This window comes from Rathayibacter agropyri, assembly GCF_013249015.1.
In the GTDB taxonomy this organism is placed as follows: domain Bacteria; phylum Actinomycetota; class Actinomycetes; order Actinomycetales; family Microbacteriaceae; genus Rathayibacter; species Rathayibacter agropyri.
The window spans coordinates 508,466-530,610 of sequence record NZ_JABRPL010000001.1; the positions used below are offsets into that span (position 1 = coordinate 508,466).

Genomic DNA, 22,145 nt, shown 5'->3' on the forward strand with positions numbered 1-22,145 from the left:
ACGAGCGGATCGCGAACGCGCACCCGAAGCGCCCCCCGAAGTGGAGGTGGTCGACCCGGCACCCACCGTTCCCGCCGCCGCTTCGGCTCCGGCGGCCGCGGCGGCTCCCGCGGCCTCCGACGCCCCGCCGGTCGCCGAGGCGCCGGCCACCACCGGCAGCGGCTACCGCGTGCGCGCCGAGCGCATCCCAATCCTCGATCCGCAGCCCCGGCTCGAGGACGACCGGTGGCCCGCGAAGGCGTTCGTCGGCGAGGTCGTCCCCTTCGCCGCCACCGCGTTCCGTGAGGGCCACGATCTCATCGGCGTCGACCTCCTGCTCACGTCCCCCACTGGGGCACAGTCGGAGCACCGCATGTCGCTGCTCGCGACGGGAACAGACCGGTACGGCCGCCTGGTGCTACTGGACGCCGAGGGTGACTGGACGTACCGCATCCGCGCCTTCGCTGACGACTGGGCCACCTGGCTGCACACCGCCGAGGTCAAGATTCCGGCGGGCCTGGACATCGAGGTCACCTTCGCACTCGGCGCAGGCCTCCTGCGCACCGGCGCGGACGACGAGACCCGGCCCCCGGCCGAGCGCGACCTACTCGCCGACACCGCCTCCCGCCTGGCCGACACCGACCTGCCGGCCGACGAGCGCCTGGCCGCGGCGACCGACTCCGCCGTGCACGACGCGCTCGACGCCCGTCCGGTGAGGAGCCTTGCCAGCGTGTCGGAGCACCGGACCGTGCACGTCGAGCGCACCCGCGCTGGCGTCGGCGCCTGGTACGAGTTCTTCCCCCGCTCCGAAGGCGCCGTGCGCCACGACGACGGCACCGTCACCAGCGGATCGTTCCGCACCGCGATCGACCGCGTCCCCGCCGTTGCGGCGATGGGCTTCGACGTGCTCTACCTGCCGCCGATCCACCCCATCGGCCGAGCTTTCCGCAAGGGCCCGAACAACACCCTCGAGGCCGGCGAGAGCGACCCGGGGTCCCCCTGGGCGATCGGCTCAGCCGAGGGTGGCCACGACGCGATCCACCCCGACCTCGGCACCCTCGACGACTTCCGTGCGTTCCACTCCGCGGTCACCGACGCCGGCCTCGAACTCGCCCTCGACTTTGCACTGCAGGCGTCACCGGATCACCCCTGGGTCACCAGCCATCCGGAGTGGTTCACCACGCTTCCGGACGGCACGATCGCCTACGCCGAAAACCCGCCGAAGAAATACCAGGACATCTACCCGATCAACTTCGACAACGACCCCGCGGGTATCCGCCAGGAGGCGCTGCGAGTCCTGCGCCACTGGATCTCGCTCGGCGTGCGGATTTTCCGCGTCGACAACCCCCACACGAAACCGCTCGACTTCTGGGAGTTCGTCATCCACGAGATCACCGCGGAGCACCCCGAGGTGCTGTTCCTCGCGGAGGCGTTCACCCGCCCGGCGATCATGCGGGCGCTCGGCAAGGTCGGCTTCCAGCAGTCGTACTCGTACTTCACCTGGCGCAACACCAAGGAGGAGTTGGCCGAGTTCTTCACCAGCATCGCGCACGAGACGGCCAACTACATGCGGCCAAACCTGTTCGTGAACACGCCGGACATCCTCACCGAGTACCTCCAGTACGGCGGACGGCCTGCCTACAAGGTCCGTGCCGCGCTGGCCGCGACCGCGTCTCCGCTCTGGGGCGTCTACGCCGGCTATGAGCTGGTCGAGAACGTCGCACGCCCGGGCGCCGAGGAGAACATCGACAACGAGAAGTACGAGTACAAGACGCGCGATTGGGCGGGTGCGGAGGAGTCGGGCCGCTCGCTGGCGCCGTACCTCACGCGCCTCAACGAGATCCGACGGGCGCACCCTGCCCTGGGGCAGCTGCGCAACCTCCTGGTGCACGGCAGCGACGACGACGCGATTCTCGTCTACTCCAAGCACTTGCAGCGGGCGTTCACCGGAACGGGAGCGGCAGACACACTCCTCGTGGTCGTCAACACCGATCCGCACTCGGCCCGCGAAACCACCGTGCACCTCGACCTGCCCGCGATCGGGCTCGACTGGGGTGCGAGATTCGAGGTCGAGGACCTGATCACGGGCTCCGTCTGGACCTGGGGCAGCGACAACTACGTGCGGCTCGACTCCTTCGTCGAGCCCGTGCACATCCTGAGCGTGAAGGCGGACGAACGATGAGCGGAACTGTTCCCGACGGCGAAAGCCCGGCCGACGCCGCAGGCCTGGCGCCGCACGCCGAGACCGTGTCGACCGCAGGCACCAGCTCGGCGACGACCACGAGCCACGGCGCGCATGCTGCAGAGGCTGCTCCCCAGCGCCCCGGAGCGGACGGCGAGAACGCGCGCCGCTACGCCGTCGAGACAGCGCCGGAGGCACCGCAGCCGGTCGCCGCGAAACCCGCCGCGGGACCGATCGACGGCACGTCCGCGATCTCTGTCCCTGACCTCCCCGACTGGGTGCTGCAGCAGATTGCCACCGGCAGCAACGCGCTCCCTCACGACGTTCTCGGCCAGCACGTCGTTCAGGCGCCCGGCGTCGCAGACCCGGTCACCGTGGTGCGCGTGCGCAGGCCCCTCGCCGAGAAGGTCACGATCGTGCTCTCGAGCGGCGCCCGCGTCGAACTGAGCCACCTCGGCCACGGCGTGTGGCAGGGCTTTCACGTCCTCGGGCCGCAGGCCTACACCGTCGAGGCACGCTACGACGGCGGCGGCGAGTGGACGGCGGAGGACCCGTACCGCTTCTCGAAGACCGTCGGCGACCTAGATCTCTACCTCATCGGCGAGGGACGGCACGAGCGACTCTGGGAAGCGCTCGGTGCCCGCCACTGCGAGCACGAAGGAGTGTGGGGCACCTCCTTCGCCGTCTGGGCGCCGCATGCTCAGGCGGCCCGCGTGATCGGCGACTTCAACGGGTGGGACGGCGAGGGCCACTCACTCCGCAACCTCGGCGTGACCGGTGTGTGGGAGATCTTTGCGCCCGGCGTCGAGCCCGGCGCCTCCTACAAGTTCGAACTGCTCTCGCGCGACGGCCGCTGGGTGCAGAAGGCCGATCCGATGGCGCGCGCGACAGAGGTCCCGCCGGCGACAGCCTCGAAGGTCCCCGTCTCGCACCACCGGTGGGAGGACTCCGCGTGGATGCAGAAGCGGGCGTCCGTCGATCCGCACACACAGCCGCTCAGCATCTACGAGATGCACCTCGGCTCCTGGCGTCCGGGCCTGGGCTACCGCGACATCGCGGATCCGCTGATCGACTACGTGACGGAGCTGGGGTTCACGCACGTCGAGTTCATGCCGCTCGCTGAGCACCCCTTCGGCGGCTCCTGGGGCTACCAGGTCACCGGCTACTACGCCGCCTCGAGCCGGTTCGGCACCGCCGACGACCTGAAGTATCTGATCGACCGCCTCCACCAGGCGGGCATCGGCGTCATCGTCGACTGGGTCCCCGGGCACTTCCCGAAGGACGACTTCGCCCTCGCCAGCTTCGACGGCGAAGCCCTTTACGAGCACCCGGACTGGCGCCGCGGCGAGCAGATGGACTGGGGCACCAACGTCTTCGATTTCGGACACACCCAGGTCCGCAACTTCTTGGTCGCCAACGCCCTGTTCTGGTTCGAGGAGTTCCACGTGGATGCCCTGCGCGTCGATGCGGTCGCCTCTATGCTCTACCTCGACTACTCCCGCAAGGAGGGCGAGTGGCTGCCCAACCAGCACGGCGGGCGTGAGCACCTCGAAGCGATCAGCTTCCTCCAGGAGGTCAACGCGACGGCCTACAAGCTGCACCCGGGAATCATGATGATCGCGGAGGAGTCGACCAGTTGGCCGGGCGTCACCCAGCCCACCAGTTCCGGCGGTCTGGGCTTTGGCCTAAAGTGGAACATGGGCTGGATGCACGACTCGCTGAACTACATGGCGAACGATCCACTGTGGCGCCAGTACCACCTCGGCGAGATCACCTTTTCGTTCGTCTACGCCTTTAGCGAGAACTTCGTCCTGCCGATCAGCCACGACGAGGTCGTGCACGGCAAGGGCTCACTGGTCAACAAGATGCCGGGCGATCACTGGCAGCAACTCGCCAACGTCCGGGCCTATCTGGCGTTTATGTGGGCGCATCCGGGCAAGCAGCTGCTTTTCATGGGGCAGGAGTTCGCGCAGTACTCGGAGTGGAGCGAGGAGCGCGGCCTTGACTGGTGGATTCTCGACCAGCCGAGCCATCGAGGCCTGTGGAACCTCGTCGGTCAGCTCAACCGCGTCTACCGCGACTCCCCCTCGCTCTGGGAACTCGACAGCGTCCAGGCCGGCTTCGAGTGGATCGACGGCGGCGCCGCGGCCGCGAACGTGGTGTCGTTCCTGCGCAAGGACCGCCAGGGGCGCCCCGTGGCCGTCATCGCCAATTTCTCAGGCACAGCCGTCCACGGCTACCGGGTGAGTCTGCCTACGGCGGGCCGCTGGGAGGAACTCATCAACACCGACGCGGAGATCTTCGGCGGCAGCGGCGTCGGCAACTTCGGCGCGGTCGAGGCTCGCGAAGAACCGTGGGCCGGACGCCCCGCCTCAGCCGAACTCGTCCTCCCACCCCTGGCCGTCCTCTACCTCCGCCCGACCCCCTAACCCCCTCCCCCTCATCCCACCCCCCTTCTGGCGGGAGAGGGGGCGGGGAGGGAGAGGGCGGGACGGGTCAGTACAGGAGTGTGGTCAGGCGGGCGCGGGCCTTGTTCACGCGAGGGTCCGTCTGGCCGACGATCTCGAAGAGATCCAGGAGGCGGGCGCGAGTCGCGGCCTTCCCCTCGGCGTCGAGCCGCGGGAACATCGCCAAGAGCCGGTCGAACGCATCCTCGACGTGGCCACCCGAGACGTCCAGGTCGGCGACAGCGAGCTGAGCGTCGAGGTTCGACGGCTCGGCCGCAGCAGTCGAGCGAATGTCCTCCAGGGTGCGTCCCTGTAGCCGGTGGAGCAGCTTCACCTGGGCGAGGCCGGCGACGGCGAGGTCATCGCGTGGGTTCTGCGCAATCGCCGTCTCGTACTCACTGATCGCCGTGGAATAGTCGCCGCGCTCAATCGCGTCATACGCCTCCTGATGATGCGGCGGCAGCGGCTCCGGCTCAGGCTCCGCCCCCTCGGCGGGATCGGCGTCGACCGGGATCGTCCCCGTCACGCCGTTCTGCGCTGCCAGCTGCAAGACCTGCTCGAGCAGGTCGCGCAGCTGATCCTCGGCGAGAAGCCCGCTGAACAGCGGCACAGGGCGCCCGCCGATGATTGCGGCGACGGTCGGCACGGCCTGCACCTGGAAGGCCTGCGCGAGCTGCGGAGCCGACTCGACGTCGACCCCGACGAGCACGAACGCGCCAGCGTACGAGACGACGACCTTCTCGAGCAGCGCGGTCATGCTCGTGCTCTCCTCGGCCCAGGGACCGCGCAGATCGACGATCACCGGGACGCGCGAGGAGAGCTGGACCACCTGGTCGAACTCGGCATCGCCGGCGGTCAGGAGCAGCGGGTTGGCTGCCGGTGCGCCGGAGGCGGCGGGAGCGGCGGCAGCAGCAGCGCCGGCAGGTGGGGTGCGGCGATTCACCAGCGACGACAGGTCGACGGCGCCGCGGAGGTTTCCTGGCAGGGGCGGGACGGTACTCACGGTAGCTGCACCACCGAGACGAGTCCCTGGCTCCATCCGAGCATCACGATTTTCTCCTCCGATCCGACGGGCGGTACATAGAACAACAACTGGTAACCGTAGGTGGTCGCGATCCCGGTGGTCGACTTGTCGGTGCCGAGCAGAGTCTGCGAGGCGCCCGAGGTCGAGACGGTGGACCCCTGGGCGGTCGGCCGGACGGTCGAGGTCTCGGCGATACTGGCCGCGACGAGCGCACCCGAATTGTTCGTCGCGAGGGCGATGATAGGCGAGGTGCCCGCCGTGTTCGAGAACTCAATCGACGCCGTACTCGGTAGCGCTGCACGATCGGCGTTCTTCTTATCAACGCCGACCTGTCCGCGGAGCGTGTCCCCGTCGGCCGAGAAGAGCGCAGCGTACTGGCTGGTGTCGCCGTTGACGAGCACGTCGGCGTACGCGGAGCCCACCGTTTGCGGCGCGAGTTTCATCAGGCGCGAGTCAGGAGCGACAATCGACGTCCCCACCGTGACCGGGGCGACATCCGGGATGCGGGCGTTGGCCTCGAGCGAGATGGCGTAGTCGACCTTGTAGTCGGCGCGCGGGCTTGCCTGGCTCATCATCAGGGCGATCGGCGCCTGCGTGGTGTCGGCCGAGTTCTGGACGACCGCCGTCACGAGGCGCGGCCACGTCCGGGTGTCCTGCGGGAGCACGAGGCTCACCGGCGAGGCGGGGATGGTCTGCGGCGGGACGATGGTGCCGCCCTTGGCGACGACGTTGTAGTTGGTGGTCCGCTCGGTCAGCGCCTCGCCCTGGAAACGGGAGGCGAGGATCGACGCGTCGTGCGCCGCATCCGCTCGGGACGCGACATCCGCGACCTGGGCGACGATCGCCTCCGCCTGCTGCGTCGTGACGACGGGGGTGGCATCGGCCGCGACCGGTTTGGCTCCCGCGGTGGGCGTCGCCGACACGGTGGGGGCTGTGCTCGCGTCGGCAGCCAGATTGGGCCAGTAGTCGGAGCTGCAGCCAGAGAGCAGCACGGTCGTGCCGAGCACGACGGGGAGCACCAGGGCGCTGCGACGGCGCGTGGCGGATGGCGAGGCGATCGACGCTTGAATGCCTGCGCGGGGCCGGGGCCGGCGCGCTCCCCGCGGGATGCGGCCCTGCGGCCCCTTGCGACGAGGGCCGTGCTGTCGGCGCAGGTGCACGAACGCCCAGATGTACAAAACGAGGCCGATGAGGAGGAATACCGCACCGCCCAGAAGCAGCGGTCCGGCGAGCGGAGTCGCGGTGTCCACCGGCCAGCTCACCCGCACGGAGTCGGCCGCGGGGGCGGTGCCGTCGCTCGCGATCAGGACGGACATGTCGGCGGGAACGTCGAGCGCGACCGTGATACTGCCGGTCCCCTCGAACTGCTCGAGCCAGAGGTCAGAGCCGCGCGGGTCGACGACGGCCGAGTTGGCGGTCGCGACATCGGAGGAGAGTTCGACGGGCTTGGCCGTCTCCCGCTCGGCAGTCAGCGCGTCGCGTGCGGAGCCGCGCCCGACCGCACTGTACGCGGACCCACCGACCCAGCCGAGCACGTCGGTCGTGCGGGCGTAGGCGAGAACCATGCTCCCGTTTCCCTCGACCGTGATGGTCTGCCGCCCCGGGTTCGCGTCGAGCGCGCTCCCGTCGATCACGGCGTAGGGGGCCGACGCGTCGAGCGTGGTCTGGGCGGTTAGGGATTCCGGAGGCGCCCAGACCGTCCGCTGACCGATGCCGAGCACGATCAGCGCGGCAGCGATGACGGTGGCGATGATGGCGAAGACGAACCGCACGAAAGAACTCCTCCTGCGTTGCCGGATCGGGGGACGGCCGAGTCCGGCTTCGGGGACGCAGCCGGACCGGGGCGCGACGGCAACAGACAAAGACAGTCCACAGTAGCGGATGCCTCCCACTCGAGACCCGGCAACAGCCGAGAGTACGGCCGAGGCGGCACGCGGTGCGGGTGTCGCCCCGGCTGACGGGCCCTCGCTGAATACACTTTCCCAGTGCCGTGAGCCCCTCCGCGGCCCTGCTCTAAAGGAGACGACGTGGCGAACGACGAGGCCGAATTCACTCAGGTGTTCCGTGGCTACGACCGAGACGAGGTCGATAAGGCCATCCAGGGCCTGCGCCGCGAGCTCATCAACTCGAATACGCAGGCGGCTGAGAGTGGCCGCGAGGTGAAGCGCCTCACCTCCCGCGTCGAGGGTCTTGAAAAGGAGCTGCAGCAGGTCGGCGCTCCCACCTACGCGGGCCTGGGCGCGAAGCTCGAGCACACGCTGCGCGTCGCAGAGGAGCAGTCGGAGCGGATCATTGCGCAGGCCGAGAACGACGCCTCGGCACTGCGCCGGAGTACCCGCGACGAGGGCGATCGGCTGCTGCAGGAAGCGCGCGACGAGGCCGAGCGCCTGGTCACCGAGGCGCGTCGCCGCGCCGACCGTACCCGGGATGAGTCGGAGGCCCAGGCTGCCGCCACTCTCGGCAAGGCGGCCGATGACCGTGATGTGCTGACGCAGGATGCAGTGCGCGAGGCCGCCGCGATCCGGGGATCCGTCGCGACCGAAGCCGCCGAGACGCGCGCCACCGCCAAGCGTGAGGCCGCCGCCATCCGCTCCGAGGCGGAGCGGGAGGCCGCCGAGTTACGAGCGGTCGCCGCGCGCGAGGTCGAGGTGGCGCGCGCCGAGGCCGCCCGTCTCGCCCAGGCCAACGAGGTGCTGCGCGCCGACGTCGCCTCCGAGGTCGACCGCCTTCGCGCGGCCGCCGAGGCCGAGGTTGCTGAAGCCCGCTCCGCTGTCGAGGCCGAAGTGCTGTCGACGCGGGCTGCACTGGATGCCGAGGTCGTGGCGATCCGCGCCGAGGGCGCCCGCGAGATCGCAGACCAGCGCACCCGGCTCGCTCAGGAGCGCGCGGAGGCTGTGGCGACGCTCGACGCCGAGCTCGCCGGAATCCGCGCCGCCTCCGCTGACGAGGCCGCCGCGCTCGCCCGCGACGTGGAGCAGGCGCGGATCGATCTCGTGGTCGAGCTGGCGGCCCGCCGCGAGGAGGCGGACAACGAGGATCTCCTCCGCCACCAGGAGGCGGTCGCGCAGACTCAGCGCTACCTCGACGAGTCGAACCTCCAGCTCGCCGACGCGATCCGGCGGGCCAACGACAAGCGTCTGGAGGCAGACACGCTGCGCAGCGACGCGCTGGACGAGACGACTCGTCTGCGCCGCGCCGCGCAGGACGAGTCCGACGCTCTCCTTGACGCAGCGCGCGACCGGGCGCAGCGGCTCCTTGCCGACGCCGAGCGCCGCAGTCGCGAACTCATGGACACCGCCGAGCGCAGGCTTGACGAAATCCGCACCGAACGCGACGCCATCGCCGGTTACGTGGCCGGCCTGCGCGGCCTCATCGGGCACATCGACGAACTCACCGAGGACGGGGACGGGAAGGCCGAGGACCGCTAGCGCGCTCAGGCACGTTCGCCCGCCCACTCGGTCGGGAGCGGAGACGCGGACGGTGCGACCACGCGCACGATCTCGTCGAGCACGCGCCGCGTCTGCGCCTCGCCCACCCACAGGTGCTTGCCCCCCTCGACCGGGATCAACTTGAGCTGCGGCACGCTCGAGAAGCGCTCCGCGGCCTCGGCGGGGCGCAGGTAGTCGTCCAACTCCGGCACCAGCACCACGAGCGGCCGACCGTCCTCCCCCCAGGCGGCGACCTCCTCAGCGCTCGCGCGATGCAGCGGCGGCGACAGGAGAATCGCGCCGTCCACCGGCTGCTCCCTCCCCCACTTCAGCGCTAGTTCGGTACCGAAGGACCAGCCGACGAGCCACGGGTGCGCAAGCCCCCGCTCGGCCACCAGGGCCATCGCCGCCGCCACGTCGGCTCGCTCGCCGGTGCCGTGCCCGAATGCTCCGTCGCTCGTTCCGCGAGGTGAACTGGTGCCGCGGGTATTGAAGCGCAGCACGGCGACGTCAGCGAGGGCGGGCAGGCGGGCCGCCGCCTTGCGCAAGATGTGCGAGTCCATGAAGCCGCCGTGGGTGGGCAGCGGGTGCAGGGTGACCAGCGTCGCCCGCGGCTCGCGCTCCAGCGGCAGGGCGAGCTCGCCGACCAGCGTCAGTCCGTCGGACGTGTGCAGCTCAATGTCCTCGCGGCGGGCGGGGAGGACGACGCCTCCGCGGATCTCGTGGGTCATCGTGCTCCTCGGATTCTCCAGCAGTGCGTGTGCCAGTGGCGGCGTCCGGCCAGAGAGGCCGCGTCACCGAGAGCTCCATCCGCCCGCCAGGCGACGACATGGGCCTGCCCGACGTCAATCGTCAGCGCGCAGCCGGGGCACGCGTAGTTCTTCACCGCGCGAGCCGAGGAAACCGGCTGGACCGTCCACTCACGGCCCGCATGAACCTCGGTGCGCCGCCGGCCGACAAGCATCTGCGAGAGGTCACGCTGCTCGTCGTCACCGTCGCGGCGACTCCCCCGGGGTCGATTGCTGCGCGGCATACCCCCCAGTCTAGGAGGCGGTCACGGCGTGCCACGGTCAGTGCGAAGTGTCGTCCATCTCGAGCCGCGTCTCCTCCGCATCGAGCATCCGCTGCGCCTGCCGCAACGTTCGGGACGAGTAGACCCCGCGTCCACGCGCTTCCAGCAGGGCCTCCCGTTCAGCGAGCAGCACGGCGATCCGCAGTCGTAGGTACTGCGCGTGCGGACCGAGCGGAGCGTCGTCTCCGCGCTCCACCTGCTCCCACGCCACCTGCGAGCGGGTGAGGGTGTCGCGCCGGACCCGCTCGACCACGCGCTCGCCGGCCTCCCCGTCCGGCAATTGGGCCACGGCGTCCGGAAGGGCCTGGATGCCCGTGGAGGCTACCTCGTCGAGCAACGTGGCCAATTCGCGGCGGTCAGCCTCGCCGTCGGTGCCTTGGATGCCCGTCAACCGAATCAGTGCGGGGAGCGTCGCCCCCTGCACCAGCAGCGTCACCACCGCCACGGTGAAGGCGATCAGGATCAGCTGCGACCGGTAGGGGGTGTCCTGCGGGAGGGACTGCGCCGCGGCGAGCGTGACGACGCCGCGCATCCCGGACCAGGAGAGGATCACGCCGCCGCGCCAGCCAAACGCCTCGCTGGTCGTCGCGGCCAGGTCCGTCTCGCGGCGCTGGTAGAGCCGCTCGGCCCTGACCTGCCTGCGACGCAAGCGCTCATCGCTCGACGCGCTGTTGCGCAGCCGCATCAGTCCGACGGCGAGACGGCGGTTGATCCGCTCGGCGCGTCTGCCGGAACTGCGCAGCCACAGGAGCAGCGGCCAGACGAAGAGAGTGCGCAGGACGATCAGGATCACGACCGTGGCGAGCCCCAACAGGACCGCCGTTCCCGCCCCGAACTCGCCCGGGTCGACCTCGCTCACGATCGCCTTGATCTCGGCGCCCATCAGCAAGAAGACACCGTTCTCGAGAAGGAACTGCGCTGTGCGCCAATTCACGCGCTCGCTGATCCGCGACTGGGGGCTGAGGAAGCGCGCACTGTTGTGCCCCGTGTAAATGCCGGTGACGACGACCGCAAGCACACCAGAGGCCCCCAATTCCTCCGCGGGGATGTAGGCCAGGAACGGTACGGCGAACGAGACGGCGGTGTCGAGAACCGGGTCCCGCAGCTTCGATCGCACGAAGACGGTGAGGACGCCGATCGCCAGTCCAAGCGCGATCGCCATCACGACCGAGTACGCGAAGAGGACGCTCACCTCTCCCGCGTCGATCGCGTCGGAGGTGGCGGAGGCACCCACCACGGCGGCGGCGGCCGTCGCTGCTCGCAGCAGTACCAGCGCGGAGGCGTCGTTGACGAGGCTCTCGCCCTCGAGCACCGTCACAAGTCTCGGCGGAAGACCGAGCTTTTTGCCGATCGAGGTCGCCGCGACAGCATCGGTCGGGCTCACGACGGCACCGAGGGCGATCGCGGCGGGAAGGCTCAGGTCGGGGAAAACGGCGTAGAGGAAGCCGCCTACCACGAGCGCGGTGACGACCACCAGCAGCACGGAGAGGCCGAAGATCGAGCGCAGATTCCGCCGGAAATCCGTCAGCGGTACCTGGATCGCCGCCGAGTAGAGCAACGGCGGCAGGACGCCCGCCAGGATGACGTCAGGCTCGACCTCGATGTCGGGAACGCCCGGCAGATAGGACGCGCCAATGCCGACGACCACGAGTACCAGTGGGGCCGCGATCCCGAGGCGGTACGAGAAGCGGGCGACGGTGACGACCGTGATGATCCCGACGACTCCGAGCAGCGCGTAATCCACGGCTCCAGGGTAGCGAGACGCTCAGCTGCGGCGTCGCCCACCGTCGGCGGGCGACAGCGGGCTCAGTACCAGCCGACGGATTCCGAGTGTGCCCAGGCGCCGCAGGGCGAGCCGTAGCGGCCCGAAATGTAGCCGAGGCCCCACGTGATCTGCGTGCTCGGGTTCGATGCCCAGTCGCTCCCGACCGTGGCCATCTTGCTTCCGGGCAGGGCCTGCGGGATGCCGTAGGCGCCGCTCGATTTGTTCTCGGCGTAGACATTCCAGCCGGACTCGCGGTTCCACAGCGAGACGAGGCAGGTGTACTCGCTGTCGGCCCAGCCGCGCTGCACGATCATGTCGTACGCGATCGCCTTCGCTGATCCCGGGTCCGGAGTGGCGGCCCGCACGACGGGAGCGGCGGCGGCGGGCGCGGCCTCCTCGGTCTCGCTGGTAGCGGCCTGCGCCGGCGGAGCGACGGGAGTCGGAGTGGGGGTCGGCGTGGGCTTCGCCTGCGCAGCGAAGGAGTCTCGCTCGACGGTTCGTTCGATGCCGCCCGCGACGACCAGGCGCTGCGCCGCATCACCGTTGAAACGCGCCGGAGCCTGGTAGTAGGGCGAGGCGACCGCTCCGCTCGACGGATCGACGACGTTCACCATCACGAACGCGAGGGAGGCGGCGAACGCGAGCACCGTCACGGGGATCCGGGCCCAGGAGCGCCGGACCGGGGTCTGGTGCGGTACCGGCGGGCGTCCGCTGCTGCGGTACGCGGGCGGGCGGGCGACGGAGGAGTGAGGATGCTGAGCCACGATTACGGAAGCATAACGGACGATCACCTGATCGGCCAGCAGATCCGAGCTCGGTCAGCGGACCGCCAGCATGACGTCGACCACCGTGTCGAGCAGCAGGTCGACCTGCTGCTCCAGATAGCCACCGCGCTGCGGTGCGAAGGAGACGGTACGGACGTCGTCGACCGTGAGCACGGAGCCGTCGCGGAAGTAGCCGGAAACGCGGTCGGCGAAGGCGTCCACCTGCCGGAGGTTGTACCCGGTTGTCAGCAAGCCCGCGCGGGTGAAGCGCTCGCGCGGTGCTCGCGCCAAGCGGTTGACGAGTTCCTGGGCCGTCGCACGGGCGCCCGCCAGCCAGGCTTCCTCCCCCTGTTCGGCTATGGCGTACTGGCGCTCCCGCAGAGCGAAGGCGTCCTCCAGCCGCTCGAGAGCCGCATCGACGTGCGGAGCGGAATAGCCGCCCTTACGCAGAGTGAACGCCGTGTGGCGCAGGTCGGCCGCGCGCAGGTCGGCCGCTCCTCCCGACAACTGCGCGTAGGCCTCACGAGCGGAGGCAAGGAACGAGTCGACCTCGGCCGTATCGTAGCCAGGACGGGACTCGCGGGCTCGGGGGAAGGGTGCGGTCATGCCGTCATTCTGTCAAGCTCACCTGCGCCGAGCGGCATCGGCGCGTCTGCAGGCCCGATCAGCGTGTCGGCGGGTTCCTGCGGGGTCAGCGCGCGAAGACGAAATAGAGCACGTAGGCGGCGGCGGCCGACGGCAAAATCGAATCGAGCCGGTCGAGCACTCCCCCGTGACCGGGCAGCCACGAACTCATGTCTTTGATGCCGATATCGCGCTTGATCAGCGACTCTGCCAGATCGCCCAGCGTCGCCGTGAGCAGGACGACGGCGCCGAGCACGGCTCCGACCCACCACGGCTCCCCCAGCAGCAGCACCGCGAGGAGCACGCCGACGACGACTCCTGCGACCGCCGCACCGGCGAAGCCCTCCCAGGTTTTCTTCGGGCTGATGCGGGGTGCCATCGGGTGCTTGCCCCACGTCAGCCCGCTCGCATACGCGCCCGTGTCGACAACGATCACCAGCGCCAGGAACGCGAACGCCCACAGGTGGCCGCCGTCCTCGGCCACGAGGCGGATCGCGAAGGCGCCGAGGAATGTGACGTACCCCTGCACGAATGCACCGAGGCCGATGTCGAGCGCCACATCCCTCCGCGTCGATGAGGTCCGTCGGAACAGTTGCTCGCCGAGCCGCCACAGCGCGATGGCGACGGAGCCGCCGAGTACCGTGGCCCACGCGAGTCCGAGGCCCCCGTAATACGAGGCGGGCACGGCCGCCACGGCGACGATTCCGGTCGGGATACGCGGGATGTCACGGCCCGCGTGGCGCAGCGCGTTCGAGAGTTCGAGAGCCGCGAGCAGGATCATGCCTCCCGCCAGCACCATGAAGATCTCTTTGACGACGAACAGGCTGACGACGATCGCTCCGGCGCCGACCAGGCCGATCAGCGTCGCCGAGACCAGATTGCGGCCGGAGCGGGCCGTCAGACGCTCATTCGTCGCCTCAAGCTGCGCGCGGGTCGCCTCGAGCTGCCGCTCCACATCCGCCCGCCCCTGCTGCGCACGCGCTCTCAGTGCATCGCGGGTCACCATCCGAGATCCCCGGGCACCGGGGACGTGCGGAGACGGTCTGCTCGCGCCGTCCTCGGGTCCTTCGGTGATCTCGGCCACGCTCTACACCTCGAGGAGTTCGGATTCCTTGCGCTTGAGCGCCTCGTCGATCGCGTCAACGTGCTGCTTCGTCAGCGCCTCGAGTTCTTTCTCGCCGCGGGAGAGCTCGTCGTCGCCGATATCGCCCTTGAGGGCGTCGAGATCGTCCTTGCCCTTGCGGCGAATGTTGCGCACGGCGATCTTCGCGTCCTCGGCCTTCGTGCGCACGATCTTCACGAACTCCTTGCGGCGCTCGGCAGTGAGCTCGGGCAGCGTGACGCGGATGAGCGTTCCGTCATTGGTCGGGTTGGCGCCCAGGTTTGGCATATCCCGGATGGCCTGCTCGATGTCGCGCAGCGAGCCCTTGTCGTACGGCGTGACGAGAAGTGTGCGCGCCTCCTGGTTCTGCAGGGAGGCGAGCTGCGAGAGCGGAGTCGGTGTGCCGTAATAGCTCACGAGCACCTTCTGGAACATGCCGGGATTGGCCCGTCCCGTGCGGACCGTGGAAAAGTCCTCCTTGGCGACTTCGACCGCCTTGCCCATCTTGGTCTTCGCGTCGGCCAGTACATCCGAGATCACAGGGGGCTCCTTAAGAGAGGGAAGTGGTCAGTTTAGTTCGAGACGAGGGTGCCGAGTTCACAGCCACGGATGGCTTTCGCGACGTTGCCGGAGGGCTCCATTCCGAACACCTGCATCGGCATACCGTTGTCCATGCACAGGCTGAACGCGGTCGAGTCGACGACCTTGAGGCCACGCTGGAGCGCTTCCTGGTAGGTGAGGGTGTCGAGCTTCTTCGCGTCGGGCTTAGTGCGCGGATCGGCGTCGTACACACCGTCCACGCCATTCTTGGCGACGAGAACCACGTCGGCGTGCGTCTCCAGCGCCCGCTGCGCGGCGACGGTGTCGGTCGAGAAGTAGGGAAGTCCGGCGCCGGCGCCGAAGATCACGACGCGGCCCTTCTCCATGTGCCGGATGGCCCGACGTGGAATATAGGGCTCTGCGACCTGCGTCATCGAGATCGCGGACTGCACACGGGTCTCGGCGCCGGCCTGCTCGAGGAAATCCTGGAGGGCGAGGGCGTTCATCACAGTGCCCAGCATGCCCATGTAGTCGGCCCGGCCGCGGTCCATGCCGCGCTGGGAGAGCTCAGCCCCGCGGAAGAAGTTGCCACCGCCCACGACCACCGAGATCTCCACCTCTGTGGCAGCGTCGGCGATCTCGCGCGCAAGGGCGCTGACCACGTCCGGATTCACGCCGAGAGTGCCGGCTCCGAATGCCTCCCCCGACAGCTTCAACAGCACCCTGCGGCGCTTGCCCGTCGTCATCGCATCCGTCTGCGTCATGGACGTTTCCTCCCGTAGACCCGTACAAACCTATCCCGCGCGGAGCATGCCCGCGACCACGCCCGAGCTCGCCCCGGGCAGAGCAAAGGGAGCCCGGGTCGACTGAACGACCCGGACTCCCCCTGCCTACTGCTTAGGCGCCGACCTTGAAACGGGCGAAGCCCGACACGGTCAGCCCTGCGTCGCCGACGACCTTGCTGACGGACAGCTTGTTGTCCTTTGCGTAGTCCTGGTCGAGCAGCGCGACCTGCTTGAAGTACGCGTTGACGCGTCCCTCGATGATCTTCGGCAGGGAAGCCTCGGGCTTGCCCTCGCCCCGCGAAATCTCCTCGACGATACGACGCTCGTTGTCGACCTCAGCCTGCGGCACGTCCGCACGAGAGAGGTAGGACGGGTTCGCGAACGAGATGTGCTGAGCGACGGAGCGCGCCGTCTCGGCGTCGTCGCCCGAATAGCCGACGACCACGCCGACCTGCGGGGGCAGATCTTTGTTGGTCTTGTGCAGGTAGATCGCGAAGTGCTCGCCCGAGACGGCGGCCAGGCGGCGCAGCTCGACCTTCTCACCGAGGATCGCAGCCTCGTCGTTGATGAGGTCGGCGACGGTCTTGCCGTCAGCGGGAGCCGCGAGGGCCTCCTCCACCGTGGTGGACCCGGCTGCGACGACTGCCGCAAGCACGGCGTCGGCCAGCGCGATGAACTTGGTGCCCTTGGCGACGAAGTCGGTCTCGCAGGCGAGTTCGATCATCGTGGCGACGCCGCCGTTCTCGGCAGCGGCGACAAGGCCCTCGCTCGTCGAACGGTCGGCCCGCTTCGCGTTGCCCTTCGCGCCCTTGAGGCGGAGGATCTCGACCGCCTTCTCCAGGTCGCCGTCGGCCTCGACGAGCGCGTTCTTCGTGTCGACCATGCCGGTACCGAGCTGCTCGCGCAGCGTCTTGACGTCAGCGAGGCTGAAATTTGCCATTGTTCTGCGAACTCCTCTGTGTTCTGAAACTCTGGGTGGTGTTCTGAAACGTGTTCTGAAACTCTGCGGATCAAACACCTCTTGTGATCGCGCTCCCTGAGGGGAGCCGAGCACACCGAGGTGTCGGCCGTTTTAACTCGTGGTGACCATGCACCGACCGAGCGGGGGCCGGACGTCCGCTCTCGCGGCCCGTCCGACCCCCGTCACGGAACGGGGTGTCAGGCCGTGGCGGTCTCGTCGGCCGGAGCGACGTCGGCGTCCGGTGCCTCAGCGGCGACCGGAGCCTCGCTGACGACGAGGGCGTCGGCGACGGCCTCATCGGCAGTTGCAGCCTCGGCGTCGGCAACCTTCTCGGTCTCGGCGCCGGCCTGCTCGTTCGACTCCTGGATGGTGGGCGGCTCGGTCGTGGCCTGCTCCGCGTCGGCGGCGGGGGCGCCCGTGGAGAGCAACTCCTGCTCCCACTCGGCCAGCGGCTCGACGGCCGAGACGTTGCCCTCGGCCTCGGGCTTCTGGTGCCGCTGGATGAGGCCCTCGGCAGCGGCGTCTGCGACGATGCGCGTAAGCAGGCTCACCGAGCGGATCGCGTCGTCGTTGCCCGGGATCGGGTACTGCACCTCGTCGGGGTCGCAGTTCGTGTCGAGGATGCCGATGACCGGGATGCCCAGCTTTTTCGCCTCGTCAATCGCGAGGTGCTCCTTCTTGGTGTCGACGACCCAGAGAGCCGACGGCGTCTTCGACAGGTTGCGGATTCCGCCAAGCGACTTGTGCAGCTTGTCGAGTTCGCGCTTCTTGATGAGGAGTTCTTTCTTCGTGAAGCCGCTCTTCGACGTGTCGTCGAAATCGAGTTCCTCGAGTTCCTTCATCCGGGCGAGGCGCTTCGAGACCGTCTGGAAGTTGGTCAGAAGGCCGCCGAGCCAGCGCTGGTTCACGTAGGGCTGGCCGACGCGAGTCGCCTGCTCGGCAATCGCGTTCTGCGCCTGCTTCTTGGTGCCGACGAACAGGATGGTGCCGCCGTGGGCGACTGTCTCCTTGACGAAGTCGTACGTCTTATCGATGTACGCCAGCGACTGCTGAAGATCGATGATGTAGCTGCCCGAGCGCTCGGTCAGGATGAAGCGCTTCATCTTCGGGTTCCAGCGACGCTTCTGGTGCCCGAAGTGGACACCGCTGTCGAGCAGCTGGCGCATGGTGACGACTGCCATGAGTCGTTCTCCTTCTCTCGGGACCCGGGCGCACGACGGCGCCGAACTCCCGCTCGGTTGTCTGCGACGGCCGGTTGGCTCGTCACCCTGGCGCCCGGCGCACTCCCGCCCATCCGCATGAGCGGAGTGGGACCGTGGGGAGCGGAGGCCCGATGGGCGCGCGTAGTCACCCCGATGAGCGAGGTGCTCAGAGGAGTCTAGCACCAGGGTGGCGGCCGACCTTGCCGCTGCGGGAGGGAGGTGCTACTTGCGCGCCTTGCGTGCCGACTTCATCACGGTGCGGATGTGCAGCGTGTCCATCTCCTCCAGCGAGCGACCCTTGGTCTCGGGCACGAACATGAAGACAAAAACGAACGAGATCGCCGCGAACGCCGCGTAGAGACCGTAAGCGAGGGTGAGCGATACCTCCTGCGAGAGGATCGGGAAGGTCACCGTAATGACGAAGTTCGCAATCCACTGAGCTGAGGCAGCAAGGCCGAGGGCCGCGGCGCGGATCCGGTTCGGGAACATCTCGCCGAGCAGCACCCAGACCAGCGGGCCCCAGGTGGCGCCGAAGAAGACGACGAAAGCGTTTGCCGAGACCAGCGCGATCGGACCCCACGCACCGGGCAGCGAGACGGCCTCGCCGCTGATCGTCGACTGGCTGAAAGCGATCGCCATCAGCGCGAGCGACATCGCCATCCCGGCGGAGCCGACTAGCAGCAGAGGCTTTCGGCCGACCTTGTCGACCAGGAAGATCGCGACGAAGGTCACAACCACGTTCACCACAGAGGTGAAGACCGAGATCGCGAACGAGTTCGATTCATCGAAGCCGACCGCGCTCCACAGCGACGTGGAGTAATAGAAGATCACGTTGATGCCGACGAACTGCTGGAACACCGACAGCAGAATTCCGACCCAGACCACCGGGAGCAGGCCCAGCGCCGGTCCGCGCAGGCTGGAACGCTTCGCGTTCTCGGCGTCCTCGTCGATCCTCTTCTGAATGTCCGCGAGAGCCTCGTCGACCTCGTCACGCGGCGTCACCGTCGCGAGGACCGCACGAGCGTCCTCGGAGCGGCCCTGGGTGGCCAGGTAACGCGGCGACTCTGGGAGCGTCAGTGCCAAAAGACCGTAAATAACGGCGGGCACGGCGCAGGCGATGAACATCCAGCGCCAGGCTGCCACACCGAGCCAGAAGGGCTCCGAGGCACCGTTCGCGCCGGTCGCGATCAGGGTGTCCGAGAGCAGGGCCGCGAAAATGCCGAGCGTAATCGCGAGTTGCTGCAGCGAGGCCAGAGCTCCGCGGATCGCTTTTGGCGCGATTTCCGAGATGTAGGTCGGTGCAATGACGGACGCGATGCCGATGCCGAGGCCACCGACGACGCGCCAGAGCACCAGGTCCCAGACCGCGAAGGCGGCGCCCGCGCCGATCGACGAGACGAAGAACAGGGCCGCTCCGAGCAGCATGACCTTGATGCGGCCCCAGCGGTCGGCCAGGCGGCCCGCGAGGTAAGCGCCCAGTGCGCAGCCGAGCAAGGCTGAGGCGACGGCGAAGCCGATCAGGGCCGCCGAGAGTCGGAACTCGCCCTGCACTGCCTCGACGGCGCCGTTGACCACTGAGGAATCGAAGCCAAAGAGGAAACCGCCGACAGCCGCCGCAATCGCGAGGCCGATGACCTTCCTCTTCAGCTTCGCCGCCGAGGGGTTCGGGATGTCCGCCCGCCCGCTGGTGGTGTCAGATCGTCCGCTGGTCATGGTCGTCTCCGATTCTCGCCGCCGGTGGGGGCGCTGGTGCTGCTCCCGATCCCGATCACGGGCACGTTACTCCAGCCCCGGAGCGCGCCGGGACGGGTTGCGCTCTAGGACCGAGGAATGTCGTCCCTTCACAGGCCGATTAGCAGCATTTTCTCCACTGGTTTCAGCCGAATTGGTCCGCGACTACTCCCGACTCGTGAGGGTGGAGACATGCTCCGCTCCCCAGTTTTACATCCCGGTATCCTCCTTGTGATCGCGCTGCTCTCACCGCTGTGGACCTCGCCGGTCCCCGATTTCCGGGTCGTCTCGCCCTGGGGCACGCCCGCGCACCACTACGCCGCCGGGCATCGCGGCATCGACCTCGCTGCGACTGTGGGTCAGCAGGTCGTCGCGGTCGCCGCAGGAAGGGTGTCGTTCGCCGGACGCGTGGTCGATCGAGCGGTGGTGAGCATCACGCACGCCGACGGGCTGGTATCGACCGTCGAACCGGTCGAGGCCTCGGTGGTAACCGGCCAGTCCGTCGCTCCAGGAGCACCGATCGGAGTCGTCGGCACCGGCGGGCACTGCGACGGCCGGTGCGTGCACCTCGGAGTGCGGGAGCGCGGGGAGTACGTGTCGCCACTGCGCTTCTTCGGCGGCATCCCGCGTGCGGTGTTGCTGCCGATGGACGGCATCGTGGCTCGCCCAACGTCACGCCCGGGGATGCGCGAGCCTGTAGGCGTCGCGGATGCGCTCGGTCGAGACGTGCGTGTAGATCTGCGTGGTGCCGAGACTCGCGTGACCGAGCAGCTCCTGGACCGCGCGCAGATCCGCTCCCCCGTCGAGCAGATGGGTGGCCGCAGTATGGCGCAGGGTGTGCGGGCCAGATGGTCCGGAGCCCTGGCCGCCGTCGAGAAGACGGGCGACGACTCCGTACACCGTGCGCGGGGTAAGCCGGGCGCCGCGACGGCCGAGGAGGAGAGCACGGCTGCCGTCGCCGGTGTCGAGCAGGGGGCGGGCCGCGTCGAGGTAGGCGATGAGCGCCTCCTTCGCGGGGACGCCGAACGGGACGACCCGCTGCTTCGCGCCCTTGCCTGTGACCAGCACAGTGAGGCGGCCGAGATCGACGTCGGTCGTGTCGATGGCCACGAGTTCCGAGACGCGGATACCCGAGGCGTACAGCAACTCGATGATCGCCAGGTCGCGCACCGCGACCGGATCGTCCATCGCCCCGCGGGCGGCGACTACGTCGAGCACCTGCTGAGTCTGCGGCTGCGTGAGCACGCGAGGGAGGGTGCGACCAGCCTTCGGCGTCTTGAGCCGGGCGGCGACATCGATCGGGAGTCGCTCCGTCCGCTGCGCCCAGGAGGAGAAAGACCGGACGGAGGCGGTGCGCCGGGCGAGCGTCGCCCGGGCGATCCCGGACTCCGACTCCCGCCAGAGCCACTCTCGCAGCAGCTCGAGGTCGAGTTCGGCGGTGCCGCGCTGTCCGCGGCTCTCGGCGTGGGCGACGAGCCGCGCGAGGTCGGAGCGGTATGCCTTCGCCGTGGCGGGCGAGAGCGAGCGCTCGTCGAGCACGTAGCGGAGGAACTGCTCGACCGACATCGCGAGCGTCTCGTCGGTCATGAGCCGTCGGGCATCCGCGACCAGAGGTCGATCCGCCCCTGCTCGTCGAGCGCTTCGAGCCGGTCGAGCAGATCGGTGCCGAAGCGGGTCGCGATCGGCGCCCGGGCGGTCGGCACGAATGCTGTCGTAACGGTCTCGGGATGGACGTGGACGAGGGAGAAGCTCTGCGCTCCGTCGATCCCGGCTAGCTCCCGCTCGGGCGCACCGAGGTCCATCGTGTAGCCGGTGGCGCCGGCGACGAAGACCGGCACTCCCGCGAAGGTGGCCGCGGTCGGGTAGTGCAGGTGACCGCCGAGGATCGCGCGGACGTCCGTGCCGCGCACCACCTCCTCGAGCTGGTCCATGCCCCGCAACTCGAGCACCGTCATCGCACCCAGCGGTGTCGGCAGCGGCGGATGGTGCAGCGCGAGGATCGTCCCCAGTGGCGCGGGCGTCACGAGTTCGACGGCCAGCCACTCCAACTGCTCGTCGGTGAGGGCGCCGTGATGGAAGCCCGGGACCGCACTGTCAAGGGCGATCAGCCGGAGTCCGCCCAGATCGACGACCTGGTCGAGCGGGCCTACCCCGTCGAGGGCGAGGAGCACCCGCCGGAACGCGCCGCGCTCGTCGTGGTTGCCCATCACCCAGACGATCGGGCAGCCGAACCGCTGGCCCAGCGGATCGAGCTGCGCCCGCACTCGCCGGTAGGCGTCCTGTTCGCCGCGGTCTGCCACGTCTCCCGTGACCACGATCGCGTCGAGGCGCCCGCCCCGCTCGAGAAGCCGCTCGACCGCCTGTGCGAGCCGCGCGACGGTGTCGACCGTCCCATAGAGCGGCGCACCATTCGCGAGGATGTGCGTGTCGCTGAAGTGCGCGATCACCCGCTCGGCCGCACTGAAGTGCCCGAGTTGCGGGTGCGCTACTCCGCCGTTCCGTGCCGCTGACTCGTCCATGCCGTTCCCCTCGTCGGTCG

At 69.0% G+C, this 22,145-nt stretch carries 18 protein-coding genes and 1 pseudogene; 4 read left to right on the top strand and 15 right to left on the bottom strand.

Annotated elements, in window-relative coordinates:
- Positions 1-169 precede the first annotated feature (169 nt).
- Both HRF29_RS02345 and glgB read left to right on the top strand, forming a co-directional pair.
- On the top strand, positions 170-2,161 hold the full coding sequence (locus tag HRF29_RS02345; RefSeq protein WP_425503101.1) for an alpha-1,4-glucan--maltose-1-phosphate maltosyltransferase: 1,992 nt from the start codon (positions 170-172) through the stop codon (positions 2,159-2,161).
- Positions 2,158-4,590 carry a 1,4-alpha-glucan branching protein GlgB gene (gene glgB, locus HRF29_RS02350; RefSeq protein WP_173244073.1) on the top strand — a complete coding sequence of 811 codons (2,433 nt, stop codon included), beginning with the start codon at positions 2,158-2,160 and terminating at the stop codon, positions 4,588-4,590. Before HRF29_RS02345 ends, glgB begins: the two co-directional genes overlap by 4 nt.
- 67 nt (positions 4,591-4,657) lie before the next feature.
- Here glgB and HRF29_RS02355 read toward each other — a convergent pair whose 3' ends face one another.
- Together HRF29_RS02355 and HRF29_RS02360 are read right to left on the bottom strand one after the other, a co-directional pair.
- The gene (locus tag HRF29_RS02355) at positions 4,658-5,611 is read right to left on the bottom strand and encodes a tetratricopeptide repeat protein (RefSeq protein WP_173244076.1); all 954 of its coding nucleotides are present in this window, start codon (positions 5,609-5,611) and stop codon (positions 4,658-4,660) included.
- Positions 5,608-7,404 (bottom strand): DUF8094 domain-containing protein, encoded by a 1,797-nt coding sequence (locus HRF29_RS02360; RefSeq protein ID WP_173244079.1) that lies wholly within the window; start codon positions 7,402-7,404, stop codon positions 5,608-5,610. Before HRF29_RS02360 ends, HRF29_RS02355 begins: the two co-directional genes overlap by 4 nt.
- 255 nt (positions 7,405-7,659) lie before the next feature.
- Here HRF29_RS02360 and HRF29_RS02365 point away from each other — a divergent pair, with 255 nt between their 5' ends.
- Positions 7,660-9,060 (top strand): DivIVA domain-containing protein, encoded by a 1,401-nt coding sequence (locus tag HRF29_RS02365; protein WP_173244081.1) that lies wholly within the window; start codon positions 7,660-7,662, stop codon positions 9,058-9,060.
- A 5-nt stretch (positions 9,061-9,065) separates the two neighbouring features.
- Here the strand turns inward: HRF29_RS02365 and HRF29_RS02370 are convergent, their stop codons facing one another.
- The 11 genes from HRF29_RS02370 to HRF29_RS02420 form a co-directional block, all read right to left on the bottom strand.
- Positions 9,066-9,791, bottom strand: coding sequence for an alpha/beta hydrolase (locus tag HRF29_RS02370; RefSeq protein ID WP_173244085.1), 726 nt, complete (start codon positions 9,789-9,791; stop codon positions 9,066-9,068).
- A complete protein-coding gene (locus HRF29_RS02375; protein ID WP_173244088.1) occupies positions 9,788-10,093 on the bottom strand; it encodes a hypothetical protein in 306 nt (101 codons plus the stop codon). Before HRF29_RS02375 ends, HRF29_RS02370 begins: the two co-directional genes overlap by 4 nt.
- 37 nt (positions 10,094-10,130) lie before the next feature.
- Positions 10,131-11,876, bottom strand: a complete 1,746-nt coding sequence (locus tag HRF29_RS02380) for a cation:proton antiporter domain-containing protein (protein ID WP_173244091.1) — start codon at positions 11,874-11,876, stop codon at positions 10,131-10,133.
- 62 nt (positions 11,877-11,938) lie between these two features.
- Entirely contained in the window at positions 11,939-12,661 is a 723-nt protein-coding gene (locus tag HRF29_RS14750; protein WP_343043611.1) for an aggregation-promoting factor C-terminal-like domain-containing protein, read from the bottom strand.
- A 54-nt stretch (positions 12,662-12,715) separates the two neighbouring features.
- The gene (locus HRF29_RS02390; protein ID WP_173244094.1) at positions 12,716-13,267 is read right to left on the bottom strand and encodes a DivIVA domain-containing protein; all 552 of its coding nucleotides are present in this window, start codon (positions 13,265-13,267) and stop codon (positions 12,716-12,718) included.
- Between the two features lie 85 nt (positions 13,268-13,352).
- Positions 13,353-14,369, bottom strand: coding sequence for a phosphatidate cytidylyltransferase (locus HRF29_RS02395; RefSeq protein ID WP_343043612.1), 1,017 nt, complete (start codon positions 14,367-14,369; stop codon positions 13,353-13,355).
- A gap of 3 nt (positions 14,370-14,372) precedes the next feature.
- Positions 14,373-14,927, bottom strand: a complete 555-nt coding sequence (frr, locus tag HRF29_RS02400) for a ribosome recycling factor (RefSeq protein WP_068253412.1) — start codon at positions 14,925-14,927, stop codon at positions 14,373-14,375.
- A gap of 32 nt (positions 14,928-14,959) precedes the next feature.
- Positions 14,960-15,673 (bottom strand): UMP kinase, encoded by a 714-nt coding sequence (pyrH, locus tag HRF29_RS02405; protein WP_222929599.1) that lies wholly within the window; start codon positions 15,671-15,673, stop codon positions 14,960-14,962.
- Positions 15,674-15,824: 151 nt separating this feature from the next.
- Entirely contained in the window at positions 15,825-16,652 is an 828-nt protein-coding gene (tsf, locus tag HRF29_RS02410) for a translation elongation factor Ts (protein WP_173244104.1), read from the bottom strand.
- A 218-nt stretch (positions 16,653-16,870) separates the two neighbouring features.
- Positions 16,871-17,854, bottom strand: coding sequence for a 30S ribosomal protein S2 (gene rpsB, locus HRF29_RS02415; RefSeq protein ID WP_173244107.1), 984 nt, complete (start codon positions 17,852-17,854; stop codon positions 16,871-16,873).
- Positions 17,855-18,097: 243 nt separating this feature from the next.
- Positions 18,098-19,588: a sugar porter family MFS transporter gene (locus tag HRF29_RS02420; RefSeq protein WP_173244111.1), complete on the bottom strand. Its 1,491-nt coding sequence runs from the start codon at positions 19,586-19,588 to the stop codon at positions 18,098-18,100.
- 210 nt (positions 19,589-19,798) lie between these two features.
- On the opposite strand from HRF29_RS02420, the pseudogene HRF29_RS15435 reads away from it, so the two are divergent.
- Positions 19,799-20,197: pseudogene (locus HRF29_RS15435) on the top strand (murein hydrolase activator EnvC family protein); the annotation flags it as partial.
- Between the two features lie 81 nt (positions 20,198-20,278).
- On the opposite strand, the gene HRF29_RS02430 reads toward HRF29_RS15435, so the two are convergent.
- A complete protein-coding gene (locus HRF29_RS02430; RefSeq protein ID WP_173244114.1) occupies positions 20,279-21,193 on the bottom strand; it encodes a tyrosine recombinase XerC in 915 nt (304 codons plus the stop codon).
- Complete coding sequence (locus HRF29_RS02435) at positions 21,190-22,125, bottom strand: phosphodiesterase (protein ID WP_173244117.1); 936 nt, start codon at positions 22,123-22,125, stop codon at positions 21,190-21,192. The genes HRF29_RS02430 and HRF29_RS02435 overlap by 4 nt, the downstream gene beginning before the upstream one ends.
- Positions 22,126-22,145 lie beyond the last annotated feature (20 nt).